Source organism: Rhodococcus sp. PSi06 (assembly GCF_054960675.1).
Window position 1 is genome coordinate 68,983 of sequence record NZ_JBHNYO010000023.1, and the last position, 13,291, is coordinate 82,273.

11 protein-coding genes are annotated in these 13,291 nt (G+C 65.2%); all 11 read left to right on the top strand.

What is annotated here, in order from left to right:
- Positions 1–215 precede the first annotated feature (215 nt).
- Positions 216–1,868, top strand: coding sequence for an arginine--tRNA ligase (argS, locus tag ACFI9K_RS24250; protein WP_462665886.1), 1,653 nt, complete (start codon positions 216–218; stop codon positions 1,866–1,868).
- Positions 1,865–3,286: a diaminopimelate decarboxylase gene (gene lysA / locus ACFI9K_RS24255; RefSeq protein ID WP_462665887.1), complete on the top strand. Its 1,422-nt coding sequence runs from the start codon at positions 1,865–1,867 to the stop codon at positions 3,284–3,286. Before argS ends, lysA begins: the two co-directional genes overlap by 4 nt.
- Positions 3,283–4,584 carry a homoserine dehydrogenase gene (locus ACFI9K_RS24260; protein WP_462665888.1) on the top strand — a complete coding sequence of 434 codons (1,302 nt, stop codon included), beginning with the start codon at positions 3,283–3,285 and terminating at the stop codon, positions 4,582–4,584. The genes lysA and ACFI9K_RS24260 overlap by 4 nt, the downstream gene beginning before the upstream one ends.
- Positions 4,581–5,648, top strand: coding sequence for a threonine synthase (gene thrC / locus ACFI9K_RS24265; RefSeq protein ID WP_027497914.1), 1,068 nt, complete (start codon positions 4,581–4,583; stop codon positions 5,646–5,648). The genes ACFI9K_RS24260 and thrC overlap by 4 nt, the downstream gene beginning before the upstream one ends.
- A gap of 19 nt (positions 5,649–5,667) precedes the next feature.
- The gene (gene thrB, locus ACFI9K_RS24270; RefSeq protein ID WP_462665889.1) at positions 5,668–6,600 is read left to right on the top strand and encodes a homoserine kinase; all 933 of its coding nucleotides are present in this window, start codon (positions 5,668–5,670) and stop codon (positions 6,598–6,600) included.
- 309 nt (positions 6,601–6,909) lie between these two features.
- Positions 6,910–9,129 (top strand): transcription termination factor Rho, encoded by a 2,220-nt coding sequence (gene rho, locus ACFI9K_RS24275; RefSeq protein ID WP_462665890.1) that lies wholly within the window; start codon positions 6,910–6,912, stop codon positions 9,127–9,129.
- 198 nt (positions 9,130–9,327) lie between these two features.
- Positions 9,328–9,561, top strand: coding sequence for a 50S ribosomal protein L31 (rpmE, locus tag ACFI9K_RS24280; protein ID WP_008715081.1), 234 nt, complete (start codon positions 9,328–9,330; stop codon positions 9,559–9,561).
- A 96-nt stretch (positions 9,562–9,657) separates the two neighbouring features.
- Positions 9,658–10,734 carry a peptide chain release factor 1 gene (gene prfA / locus ACFI9K_RS24285; RefSeq protein ID WP_222095825.1) on the top strand — a complete coding sequence of 359 codons (1,077 nt, stop codon included), beginning with the start codon at positions 9,658–9,660 and terminating at the stop codon, positions 10,732–10,734.
- Positions 10,735–10,840: 106 nt separating this feature from the next.
- Positions 10,841–11,644 carry an SHOCT domain-containing protein gene (locus ACFI9K_RS24290; protein ID WP_222095824.1) on the top strand — a complete coding sequence of 268 codons (804 nt, stop codon included), beginning with the start codon at positions 10,841–10,843 and terminating at the stop codon, positions 11,642–11,644.
- 34 nt (positions 11,645–11,678) lie between these two features.
- Positions 11,679–12,563 (top strand): peptide chain release factor N(5)-glutamine methyltransferase, encoded by an 885-nt coding sequence (gene prmC, locus ACFI9K_RS24295; RefSeq protein ID WP_462665891.1) that lies wholly within the window; start codon positions 11,679–11,681, stop codon positions 12,561–12,563.
- Between the two features lie 55 nt (positions 12,564–12,618).
- Positions 12,619–13,281, top strand: coding sequence for an L-threonylcarbamoyladenylate synthase (locus ACFI9K_RS24300; RefSeq protein ID WP_222095822.1), 663 nt, complete (start codon positions 12,619–12,621; stop codon positions 13,279–13,281).
- The last annotated feature ends 10 nt before the right edge of the window (positions 13,282–13,291 follow it).

Below are 13,291 nucleotides of genomic sequence, written 5' to 3' on the forward strand. Positions count from 1 at the left end.
TCAGTCGTGGAAAGTGGGTGGTCGGTCTCGCTGGTCATGCGTATCTGCTGGTGACGGCGGTGACGAAGGACCGTCCGCGCAGAGCGCCCTTACTGTACGTTCTCTGCCTGAGAGCGTGCTCAGAGCCTGCGACGAGCACCTCGGCCGGGTGGGCTCGCGATCGGACGGGCAGCGGATGCGAGTATGCCGCACGCCAGCCAATAGGATGGCTACCTGTGACTCCCGCCGATCTTGCCGAATTGCTTCACGCGACCGCCGCGAAGGTGCTTGCCGACCGCGGTCTGGATGCATCCGTTCTCCCAGCGAAGCTGACGGTCGAGCGCCCCCGCAATCCCGAGCACGGCGATTACGCAACCAACGTGGCGCTGCAGGTGGCGAAGAAGGCCGGGGCCGTTCCCCGCGACTTCGCAGGCTGGCTCGCCGACGCGCTGACGGCCGACGCAGCGATCGAGAGTGCGGATGTCGCCGGCCCCGGGTTCTTGAACATCAGGCTGGCGGCCGCGGCGCAGGGTGAGATCGTTGCCCGCGTCCTGGCTGCAGGTTCGGCATTCGGCGGCGGTTCGTCGATGGCCGGCAAAAAAGTCAACCTCGAGTTCGTCTCGGCCAACCCCACAGGCCCGGTGCACCTCGGTGGTACCCGTTGGGCAGCCGTCGGCGATGCGCTCGGTCGGATCCTGACAGCACACGGTGCCGAGGTCACCCGCGAGTACTTCTTCAACGATCACGGCGCTCAGATCGAGCGCTTCAGTCGCTCGCTCATCGCCGCGGCGAAGGGTGAACCGGCCCCGGAGAACGGCTACGCAGGCGAGTACATCGCCGAGATCGCGTCCAAGGTACTGGCGAAAGAACCGGAGGCACTCGCTCTCGCCCCCGAGGCTCAGGAAGAGACGTTCCGATCCATCGGCACCCAGTTGATGTTCGATCGGATCAAGGCCAACCTGCACGAGTTCGGTGTCGATTTCGACGTCTACTTCCACGAGAACTCGTTGTTCGAGTCCGGGGCTGTGGAGAAGTCGGTCGAGTACCTCAAGACCTCGGGGAGTCTCTACGAGGAGGACGGGGCCTGGTGGCTGCGGTCCACCGACTTCGGCGACGACAAGGATCGCGTCGTCATCAAGAGCGACGGCAACGCGGCGTACATCGCGGGCGACATCGCCTACTTCCAGAACAAGCGGCAGCGCGGATTCGATCTCTGCATCTACATGCTCGGAGCCGACCACCACGGCTACATCGGTCGACTCAAGGCAGCCGCTGCGGCTTTCGGCGACGACCCCGAGACCGTGGAGGTGTTGATCGGCCAGATGGTCAACCTCGTGCGCGACGGTGTGTCGGTGAAGATGAGCAAGCGGGCCGGAACCGTCATTACTCTTGACGACCTGGTCGACGCCATCGGCGTCGACGCCTCCCGGTACGTCATGGTCCGGTCGTCCGTCGACTCGAGCATCGACATCGACCTCGCCTTGTGGGCCAGCGCGAGCAACGAGAACCCGGTCTACTACGTCCAGTACGCCCATGCGCGGCTGGCCTCGCTCGCGCGCAATGCCGCCGAACTGGGGATCTCGGCCGACGATCCCGATCTGAGCCTGCTCACGCACGAGCAGGAGGGCGAGTTGATCAGGACGATCGGCGAGTACCCGCGCGTCGTGGCCAGTGCTGCCGAACTGCGTGAGCCGCACCGGATTGCCCGCTACCTCGAGGAGCTGGCGGGTGCATATCACCGTTTCTACGGTGCATGTCGAGTACTTCCACAAGGAGACGAGGAGCCCGGACCTGTGAACACTGCACGACTGGCGTTGGGGAACGCGACCAGGCAGGTGCTGGCCAACGGCGTCGAACTGCTCGGCGTCAGCGCACCGGAGCGCATGTGAGCGCACATCCGGCCGGACCCAAGCACGCCGATGCACCCGCGAAACAGTCCACATCCCAGCGTCCGGTCGACGCATCGGAGATGACGACGCTGCCCGATCAGGTGTGGCCCCGCAATGCCGAGCGCGCAGACGACGGAACGGTCCGTCTCGCTGGGGTGCCGGTGACCGAACTCGCCGAACAGTACGGAACGCCACTGTTCGTCATCGACGAGGACGACTTCCGATCACGCTGCCGGGAGATGGCCGCTGCCTTCGGCGCACCGGAACGAGTGCACTACGCCTCCAAGGCATTTCTGTGCGGAGAGATCGCGCGCTGGGTTGCCGACGAAGGACTCTCACTCGACATCTGCTCCGGTGGTGAGCTGGCGATCGCGCTGGCTGCAGGGTTCCCGGCAGATCGAATTGCCATGCACGGCAACAACAAATCGGTCGCCGAGCTCGAGGCCGGTGTGCGTGCGGGCGTCGAACACGTGGTGCTCGATTCCAACATCGAGATCGACCGCCTCGACGCCGTTGCCGGCGGTGCCGGAGTTGTTCAGGACGTGCTGATTCGCATCACCGTCGGCGTCGAGGCGCACACGCACGAGTTCATCGCCACCGCGCACGAGGACCAGAAATTCGGTTTCTCCCTCGCCGACGGATCGGCACTCGACGCGGTCCGCCGGGTGTTCGCCGCCGACAACCTTCGCCTCGTGGGACTGCACAGCCATATCGGCTCGCAGATCTTCGAGGTCGACGGCTTCGAGCTCGCGGCACACAAGGTCATCGGTTTGCTCCGCGACATCGTCTCCGAATTCGGTGTCGACAAGACCGCACAGATCTCCACGTTGGATCTCGGTGGCGGCATGGGTATCTCGTACCTCGAGAGCGACGACCCACCGCCGGTGGAGCAGCTCGCAGCGAAGTTGACCGCCATCGTGGAAACCGAATCCGCCGCGGTGGGTCTGCCGGTTCCGACGATCGCCGTCGAACCCGGACGCGCCATCGCCGGACCCGGCACGGTCACGCTGTACGAGGTGGGCACCATCAAGGACGTCACCGTCGACAAAGCGACGCGCAGGCGTTACATCAGTGTCGACGGCGGAATGAGCGACAACATTCGCACCTCGCTCTATCAGGCCGAGTACGACTGCCGATTGGTGTCGCGAACGAGCGAAGCACCCGCCGTGCTGGCACGAGTTGTCGGAAAGCACTGTGAGAGTGGCGATATCGTAATCAAGAACACCTGGATGCCGGCCGACGTCGGGCCCGGTGATCTGCTCGCCGTCGCAGCCACCGGCGCCTACTGCTACTCCATGTCCAGTCGCTACAACCTGCTGACGCGGCCCGCGGTGGTCGCAGTCAAGGACGGGCAATCACGCCTGATCCTGCGGCGGGAAACCATCGAAGATCTGCTCAGCTTGGAGGTTCAGCCATGACATCGAAGCCGATAGGCGTCGCCGTACTCGGACTCGGAAACGTCGGCAGCGAGGTCGTTCGGATCCTCACCGAGAATGCCGAGGACTTCGAAGCGAGAATCGGTGCGCCACTGGAGATTCGGGGCATCGCGGTGCGTCGAGTCGACGGTGATCGTGGAGTACCGGCCGGGCTGCTCACCGACGATCCGGCCGAGCTGGTCGGTCGCGACGACGTCGACATCGTGGTCGAGGTGCTCGGCGGCATCGACATCCCTCGCAAGCTCGTGTTGTCGGCCCTGGAGAAGGGCAAATCCGTCATCACGGCGAACAAGGCCCTGCTGGCCGAGTACACCGGTGAACTTGCCGATGCTGCCGAGAAGTCGCGTGCCGACCTCTACTTCGAGGCGGCGGTGGCCGGAGCCATTCCGGTCGTCCGTCCACTGATGCAGTCCCTCGCGGGCGACCGGGTGAACAAGGTTGCCGGTATCGTCAACGGCACCACCAACTTCATCCTCTCCGCCATGGACGAGACCGGAGCGGACTACGCCGAGACCCTCGCCGAGGCAGGGCGTCTGGGCTACGCCGAGGCCGACCCGACCGCCGACGTCGAGGGCTACGACGCGGCGTCCAAGGCTGCCATTCTCGCCTCGATCGCCTTCCACACCCGCGTCACCGCGGGCGACGTCTACCGCGAGGGCATCAGCAAGATCACCTCGGACGACCTCGAAACTGCGAAGTCACTGGACTGCACCATCAAGCTGTTGGCCATCTGCGAGCGCATCGTGACGGCGAAGGGGAAAGAACGAATTTCTGCTCGGGTCTACCCGGCACTCGTTCCGCTCGACCACCCACTGGCATCGGTGAACGGTGCGTTCAACGCCGTGGTCGTCGAAGCCGAGGCGGCCGGCCGCCTGATGTTCTACGGGCAGGGCGCAGGCGGGGCTCCCACGGCGTCCGCCGTACTGGGCGATCTGGTGATGGCCGCGCGCAACAAGTTCTACGGGGGACGGGGCCCGCTCGAATCCAAATACGCCAAGCTCAAGGTGGCCCCCATGGGTGACATCCTCACTCGCTACTACGTCAGCATGCAGGTCGAGGACAGGCCCGGCGTGTTGGCGACCGTGGCCGCCGAGTTCTCCAAGCGGGACATCAGCATCTCGACGGTGCGTCAGCAGGGCTCGGGTGACGGAGCCAGGCTCGTCGTCGTCACCCATCTTGCCGCCGACTCCGCACTGTCCGAAACCGTTGCATCGCTCGAACAGCTCGATGTGGGCGTCCACGTCGCCAGCGTTCTCCGATTGGAAGGCACCACCGTATGAGCGTCCACACCCCCTGGCCCGGTCTGATCGAGGCATACCGCTCGCGTCTGGCGATCGGACCGGACTGGAAGACCGTTACGCTGCGCGAAGGCGGAACTCCGCTGCTGCCTGCCGGTCATCTGTCCGAATTGACAGGCTGCACAGTGCATCTCAAGGTCGAGGGTCTCAATCCCACCGGTTCGTTCAAGGACCGGGGAATGACGATGGCTGTCACCGACGCGCTCGCGAGGGGCCAGGAAGCAGTCCTGTGTGCCTCGACCGGTAACACCTCGGCGTCGGCTGCGGCCTACGCGGCCAAGGCCGGTATGTCCTGCGCAGTCCTGGTTCCGCAGGGCAAGATCGCCATGGGCAAGCTGGCTCAGGCAGTCATGCACGGAGCCAAGATCATTCAGGTTCAGGGAAATTTCGACGACTGCCTGGAACTGGCTCGTAAGACCACGGCGGAGTTCCCGACGATCGGTTTGGTCAACTCCGTCAACCCCGTACGTATCGAGGGCCAGAAGACCGCGGCGTTCGAGATCTGCGACGCCCTCGGCGATGCGCCCGACATCCATGCGCTGCCGGTCGGCAACGCGGGCAACATCACCGCGTACTGGCGCGGTTACTCCGAGTACTTCCGTGACGGCCTCACCACGCGCAAGCCGCGGATGCTCGGAGTTCAAGCCGCAGGTGCCGCTCCTCTGGTTCACGGTGCGCCGGTGAAGGACCCGGAAACCATCGCCACCGCAATCCGCATCGGCTCACCCGCTTCGTGGAACGGTGCCGTCAATGCCAAGGAAGAATCGAACGGCGCATTCCGCGCGGCGACCGACGAGGAAATCCTCGAGGCATACCGATTGATCGCGAAGACCGAGGGCGTGTTCGTCGAACCGGCCTCTGCGGCGAGCGTCGCCGGGCTGTTGGCGGCCCGCAAGGAGGGCTGGCTCGAGCCGGGCCTGACCGTCGTCTGCACGGTGACCGGTAACGGCCTCAAGGACCCCGACACCGCGCTGTCGGGAATGCCTGTCGTAGAACCCATCTCGGTCGATCCCGTCGCTGTCGCGGCTGCGCTCGAGCTGGCCTGAGTTGACGGAAACTCCGGCTATGACGACGACACTCCCGATCGGGCTCACGGTCACCGCGCGTGTTCCGGCGTCCAGTGCCAACATCGGACCCGGATTCGACAGTCTCGGACTCGCTCTGGGGCTCTACGACGAAATCGAGGTCACGACCACTGCGTCGGGACTGCGGATTCACGTCGACGGCGAGGGCTCGGCAGATGTCCCGTGGGGTCCGACGCATCTGGTGGTGCGCGCCATCGAGCGTGGACTCGAAGCTGCCGGAGTGTGGGCTGACGGCCTGGACGTTCAGTGCCGCAACGCAATTCCACATTCGAGGGGTCTGGGTTCGTCTGCGTCGGCTGTGGTCGGGGGCCTCGCTGCCGCAAACGCGCTGGCGGCGAAAGTCGATCCGTCCGGCGCGTTGTCGGACGGTCAGCTCGTTCAGTTGTCGTCGGAATTCGAGGGGCATCCCGACAACGCGTCGGCGAGCTGTCTCGGCGGAGCCGTCGTGTCGTGGAGCGAACCGCCCAATGCCAGTGTGACGGCGCGAAAGTACGCCGCTGTCAGGCTGGAGGTGCATCCCAGCATCAAGGTCGTTGTGCTCGTGCCGTCGGAGCGCTCGTCGACCTCACACACGCGGGGTCTGTTGCCCGAGTTGGTGCCCCACCGTGACGCGGCCTTCAACGTCAGCCGCAGTGCACTTGCCGTGGTCGCCTTGACCGAGCGTCCGGACCTGTTGCTGTCCGCAACCGAGGATCTGCTTCATCAAGGGCAGCGGGCCCAGGCTCTGCCCGACACCACCCGATGGATCGCGACACTGCGCGCCCGATCGATCGCGGCCGTTGTCTCCGGAGCGGGACCGACCGTCATGGCGCTGTGCACCGAGGAGTTTCCGGCGGATCTCCGCGATGCCGCGACCGCCGAAGGGTGGCGAGTCCTCGACCTCGACGTGGCCGACGGAGTCACCGTCGCGTGAGGAACGCCGCGTAGGGTTCTTGCCGAGCGACGACAACGGCGCTATGGTGAACCCTGTCCGTACATCGTGCGCTTCAGACGCCGGTTTCGTCAGGGCAATCAGGTCGCTGTATTCGGGGGATTCAAACGTCCGAGTGATGTGACGCTCCTGACTCGATCATTCCCGTGGTTCTCTGCGGTCTCGATCGACGGTGTATTCGACGGAGCGCGTCGAACATGAACGGCAATACATCCGAGTTCGGTAGAACGCCGAACTGCGGAACGAACCCTCGGCTGCGCATCGAGCGAGCGAGGGAAGGAAAGGACCTCCGTGACCGATACGGAACTTGTCTCTGCGCCCGAAACGTCGCGCCGACGTGCTGGCCTGTCCGGAATGGTTCTCACCGAGCTACGCAGCCTCGCCGGCGAACTCGGCATCAAGAGCATCTCGGGCATGCGTAAGGGAGACCTGATCGCAGCCATCTCCGAGCGTCAATCGGGTGCAGCGCCGGCGAAGTCGAGCCCGGCCAAGTCCGACGCGCCCAAGTCGCGTCGCGCCGCTGCCTCGGCTCCCGCCGTCGAAGAGCGACCCGCAACAGAGGCGGCACCGGCACCCGAAGTGCCGGCTGCGGACGCCTCGGCGACACCGCCGGTCGACGCGGCAGACGCCGCACCGGAGACCGGTCGTCGCACGCGTGGCCGTCGAGCTGCAGGTCGCCGCGCCGGTGCGCCCGACCAGCTCCCGTTGGACGACAGTGACAACACCGCTGGATCCGCGCCCGCCGCTACCGCTGCTGCCCCGGAGACCGCTGCTGCCCCGGAGACCGCGCCGTCCGACAAGCAGGACGAGGGCGGCGACAACGCGGCCCCCGAGCGTCCGAGGCGCAGCCGCGGCGAGCGGAACCGTCAGGACGGCACCGACCGTGAACAGCGTGACGCCGAGGGCAAGAGCGACACCGCGACCCGCGAGAGCGGCAACCGCAACCAGGGCGACCGCGAGAACGGTAACCGGGACAACGGCAACCGGGACAACAACCGTAACCAGGGTGATCGCAACCAGGGTGATCGCAACCAGGGTGATCGCAACCAGGGTGATCGCAACCAGGGTGATCGCAACCAGGGTGATCGGGACAACTCGAACCGTGACAACGCCGGTCGCAATCAGGGCGATCGCAACGGCCGCAACCGCAATCAGGGCGACGGCCGCAACGACAACCGCAACGACGGTCGCAACGAGGAGCGCAACAACGGTCCTCGCGACAACCGTGACAACAACCAGGACGACGAGGGCGAAGGCCGGGGTCGCCGGGGTCGCCGGTTCCGTGAACGTCGTCGTGGACGCGACCGTGGCGAGGGCAACGACGGTGGCGGCGGGCGCGAGCGCGACACCGAGATTCGCGAGGACGACGTCCTCCAGCCGGTAGCCGGCATCCTCGACGTACTCGACAACTACGCATTCGTTCGTACCTCCGGCTACCTCGCCGGACCGAACGATGTCTACGTGTCGATGAACCTGGTGCGCAAGAACGGGCTCCGGCGCGGCGATGCCGTCACCGGTGCTGTTCGTGTGGCACGTGAAGGTGAACAGTCGGGTCAGCGTCAGAAGTTCAACCCGTTGGTGCGTCTGGACACGGTCAACGGGGGAGAGGTCGAGGCCGCGCGCAAGCGTCCGGAGTTCGGCAAGCTCACCCCGCTGTACCCCAACCAGCGCCTGCGTCTGGAGACGCAGCAGAACATCCTCACCACACGCATCATCGACCTGGTGATGCCCATCGGTAAGGGTCAGCGCGCGTTGATCGTGAGCCCGCCCAAGGCGGGTAAGACGAGCGTTCTGCAGGCCATCGCCAACGCCATCGCCATCAACAATCCCGAGTGCTACCTGATGGTCATCCTCGTCGACGAACGTCCCGAGGAAGTGACCGACATGCAGCGTTCGGTCAAGGGCGAGGTCATCGCCTCGACCTTCGACCGTCCGCCGGGCGACCACACCGCGGTCGCCGAGCTGGCGATCGAGCGTGCCAAGCGTCTGGTCGAGGCCGGCCAGGACGTCGTCGTCCTGCTCGACTCGATCACTCGACTGGGCCGCGCGTACAACAACAGCTCGCCTGCTTCGGGCCGCATCCTCTCCGGTGGTGTCGACTCGACCGCGTTGTACCCGCCCAAGCGCTTCCTCGGTGCGGCTCGAAACATCGAGCACGGCGGATCGCTGACGATCATCGCCACGGCCATGGTCGAGACCGGTTCCACCGGCGACACCGTGATCTTCGAGGAGTTCAAGGGCACCGGCAACGCCGAGCTCAAGCTCGATCGCAAGATCGCCGAGCGGCGCGTGTTCCCGGCGGTGGACATCAACCCGTCCAGCACCCGCCACGACGAACTGTTGCTGGCTCCCGACGAGGCCGCGGTGGTACACAAGCTGCGCCGCGTGTTGTCCGGACTGGACTCGCACCAGGCCATCGACCTGCTGGTCGACCGCCTGAAGAAGAGCAAGAACAACCTCGAGTTCCTGATGGAAGTCTCCAAGACGGCACCCGGCGGTAACAACGACTGATCGATCGTTCCTCCGATCTGCACCCGGGGAACAAGCCGGCAGGTGCGTGCGTTGTAAGCATCTGTCGGCACAGAAGTACCGACGATTAGCAGGGCAGATAGACGCTCTGGCATAATCAACGGCCGAGTCCGGTTCCGGTTCACGTCTTCGATCGGCGAAGGCGACCCGGCGACCATTACAAAGAACGGTAAGGACACCATGAAGGCAGGAATTCACCCCGACTACACACTGACGACAGTCGTCTGTGGTTGTGGCAATACTTTCGAGACCCGAAGCACCACCGACAAAGAGCGCATCAGCGTCGAGGTCTGCTCGCAGTGCCACCCCTTCTACACCGGCAAGCAGAAGATTCTCGACACCGGCGGCCGCGTCGCCCGCTTCGAGGCTCGCTATGGCAAGCGCGCCGGCAAGAAGGCCGACGCAGACAGCTAGCTGTTTCGCCGACGCCCGTCCTGTGATTCACAGGACGGGCGTCGGCTTTTTTGTGTCCACACCCGGTTTCACCCGTTCGGAGAGTGAGTCGTCACCATGGCGAGAACAGACAAGCCTTCGGCCATCGACGACATCCTCGCCGAACATTCCGGCCTCGAGCAGCAACTGGCCGACCCCGCGCTGCACAACGATCCGTCGGCAGCGCGGAGGGCAGGCAAGAGATTTGCCGAACTGGCACCGATCATGTCTGCGCACACCAAGTTGACCGCGGCCGAGGACGACCTCGAAGCCGCTCGTGAGCTCGCCGCCGACGATTCGTCGTTCGCCGCCGAAATCCCCGAGCTCGAGGCCACGGTGCTGCACCTCGAGCAGACCCTCACCGACCTGCTCGCACCACGAGACCCGCACGACGGTGACGACATCGTCATGGAGGTCAAGTCGGGTGAGGGCGGCGAGGAATCCGCGCTGTTCGCCGCGGATCTCGCCCGGATGTACGTGCGGTACGCCGAACGTCGCGGCTGGAAGGTGGAGGTGCTCGACGCCAACGTCTCCGACCTGGGCGGTTACAAGGACGCGACCCTGTCGATCAAGACCAAGGATCCGCTCGACGGTGTCTGGGCGCGCCTGAAGTTCGAGGGTGGCGTCCATCGCGTACAGCGGGTGCCGGTCACCGAATCGCAAGGACGCGTGCATACCTCCGCGGCCGGCATTCTGGTGTATCCGGAACCCGACGAGGTCGAGGAAGTGCAGATCGACGAAACCGATCTGCGTATCGACGTCTACCGCTCGTCCGGCAAGGGCGGCCAGGGTGTCAACACCACCGACTCCGCAGTCCGCATCACCCACTTGCCCACGGGCATCGTGGTCACGTGCCAGAACGAGCGTTCGCAGTTGCAGAACAAGGCACGCGCGATGCAGGTTCTCGCAGCACGCCTGCAGGCGGCTGCAGAGGAGGCCGCCAACGAAGAGGCTTCCGCCGGACGAGCCAGCCAGGTACGTACCGTCGACCGCTCGGAACGGATCAGAACCTACAACTACCCAGAGAACCGCATCACCGATCACCGCATCGGCTTCAAGGCGCACAACCTCGATGCTCTGCTGGACGGCGACATGGATGCGTTGCTCGACGCGCTGGCCAAGGCGGACCGCGACGCGCGCATGCAGGCAGAGTAGCTGTGACACAAGGCTTTACAGATTTCGATCGGCCGAGCCGCCGCTCGGTGCGATAGCCTGGCCTCCAGGTTCGATCCCACACCAGAGCCCCGAGAGGCGCAGCACAATGAACCAGCGTTTGACACCCGCAGGCGAGAACGCCGTCACCGAGCTGTCGTCGCGCTATGGCATTTCGACCGACGCGGTCCGCACCATGCTCGACGCCGTCAACAACGGTCGCGGCACCATGGCGCAGTTCAAGATTCCCGAGCTCGGGGGCAGTGGGCAGTGGATGCGCGGCGGAATGACCATGGTGGGCAACATGTTCGATCATGGGCTCAAGAGCCGGGTCGACGGTTTGTGCCGCGATCTGTCTGCAGTGTTGGCGCAGCATCAGGTCTACCCACCGATCGACGCCGGAACAGGATCGTTCGGGGGCAATTCGTTCGGCGGGGGATCGTGGTGGCCCTCGGATCTGGGGTCGCCGAGCTCGAGTGGCGGCCAGAACGGGTCGCAGTACGCGGTGTTCCCGGGGTCGCGACGCCTTGCGGTACTCGTGGGCGGCGAATTGGCCGTGTACGACACGCTCGATCACTCCATCGGGGGTGTCCAGCAACAACAGGGCGGTGGACCGGGGTCGTTGGAGTTCACCAGCCAGTACGGCACGTTCACCGCAGGAAGCCTGCCTCGGGTCGATGGACAGTCGAACGGATCGCCGTCGCAGAACCAGTCCGCGTCGCAATCGGCAGCGTCCCAGTCCTCTTCGGCACAGCAGGGCTCGAACCAGTCCGGGTCGGGTGGGAACAACGTGGGGGTGGACATCTCCGATATCACCGCTGCGATCGAGGCCCTCGCCGGATTGCACGCGAAGGGCTTCCTCACCGACGACGAGTTCTTCTCCAAGAAGTCGGAGTTGCTGGGGCGGGTGTGAGTGAGTTGTCGGAGCGTCGTGGCAGTCTGAACCGGTGAGCCGCAAGCCGCTACGCCTAGCCATCCTCGAAGCCACATCGATTCTCGAAGCGGCCGGTGTGCCGAGTCCGCGTGTCGATGCAGAGCTTCTCGCCGCACACCTCGTCGGTGTGGAACGTGGCCGTCTGGGGCTTGTTCCGCTGGTGGAACCCGAGCTCGTCGAGGCGTACTTCAGGACCATCGAACAGCGTGCGAAACGTATTCCGCTGCAATACATCACGGGCAAGACGTCGCTGGGCAACATCGACGTGGAAGTGGGCCCTGGCGTCTTCGTGCCGCGTCCGGAAACAGAGCTGCTGCTGGCCTGGGCGCTGGCGTTCCTGGAAAATGTCGATCACCACCCGCCCGTGATTCTCGACCTCTGCACGGGATCGGGAGCATTGGCGCTGGCGATCGCCAACGCTCGGCCGGATGCCGTGGTGCACGCCGTCGAGCTGGATCCGTCGGCATTGGCGTGGGCGAGGCGCAATGCCGATCTGCGCAGCGGTGAAGGAGATACCCCGATCACGCTGCACCACGGCGATGTCACGGCACGCGGTGCGTTGATCGAACTCGACGGTGCGGTGGACATGATCGTTGCGAACCCCCCGTACGTCCCGGAAGGGGCGCAACTGGATCCCGAAGTGATCGATCACGACCCACAAATGGCGCTGTTCGGCGGTACGGACGGGTTGTCGGTCATCGAGCCGATGATCGGGAACATCGCGCGGTGGCTCCGGGTCGGCGGCGGAGTCGCGATCGAGCACGACGACTCGAACGGTGCCGAGGTGGCGTCTCTGCTGTCTCGGCGGCGGGTGTTCACCCATGTCGTGGCACATCCGGACCTGGCAGGACGACCCAGATTCGTCGTCGCCACCCGGTCACGCCCCGCCCAGGACTAACAGCGGGAGCGGCACCTGACATCACTTCGTGATCGAAGGTGGAAGGATAGGTGCCGTGAGTACCGTTTACGACTGCAGTGAAGCCGATGCACGCGCTGCGGGATTGACCGCGGCCCGCGGTGCCCTCAAATCCGGCCGGCTCGTGGTGATGCCCACCGACACCCTGTACGGGATTGCCGCCGATGCCTTCGACGGCAGCGCAGTCACAGACTTGCTTCGCGCCAAGGGGCGGGGACGCGATATGCCCGTGCCGGTGCTCGTCGGCTCGTGGAACACCATCGACGGCTTGGTCCAGAGTGTCCGGCCGCGTACCCGAGATCTGATTCGCGCGTTCTGGCCGGGTGCCTTGAGCATCGTCGTACAGCAGGCACCGTCCTTGGCGTGGGACCTGGGTGATGCTCAGGGCACAGTGATGCTGCGGATGCCGCTGCACCCGGTAGCGCTCGAGCTGTTGCGCGAGGTCGGCCCGCTCGCGGTGTCCAGTGCCAATATCTCGGGAAGCCCTCCTGCCACCACGGTGACGCAGGCACGGGAGCAGCTGGGTGGATCGGCGGCGGTCTATCTCGACGGTGGACCGGCAGATCACGCGGTGGCGTCGACCATCGTGGATCTGACGAGTGACCGTGCACGAGTTCTGCGGGTCGGTGCCATTCCCACCGAGAAGATTGCCGAGGTTCTCGGTGTCACCGCCGAAAGCCTGGTCCCGGGAGCGTCCTGACATGCCCGTC

Excerpts from the sequence above, each read along its gene's own strand:
- ACFI9K_RS24290 (WP_222095824.1), top strand. The coding sequence starts at position 10,841 with ATGAACCAGCGTTTGACACCCGCAGGCGAGAACGCCGTCACCGAGCTG.
- prfA (WP_222095825.1), top strand. The coding sequence starts at position 9,658 with ATGGCGAGAACAGACAAGCCTTCGGCCATCGACGACATCCTCGCCGAA.
- thrC (WP_027497914.1), top strand. The coding sequence starts at position 4,581 with ATGAGCGTCCACACCCCCTGGCCCGGTCTGATCGAGGCATACCGCTCG.
- rpmE (WP_008715081.1), top strand. The coding sequence starts at position 9,328 with ATGAAGGCAGGAATTCACCCCGACTACACACTGACGACAGTCGTCTGT.
- thrB (WP_462665889.1), top strand. The coding sequence starts at position 5,668 with ATGACGACGACACTCCCGATCGGGCTCACGGTCACCGCGCGTGTTCCG.
- ACFI9K_RS24260 (WP_462665888.1), top strand. The coding sequence starts at position 3,283 with ATGACATCGAAGCCGATAGGCGTCGCCGTACTCGGACTCGGAAACGTC.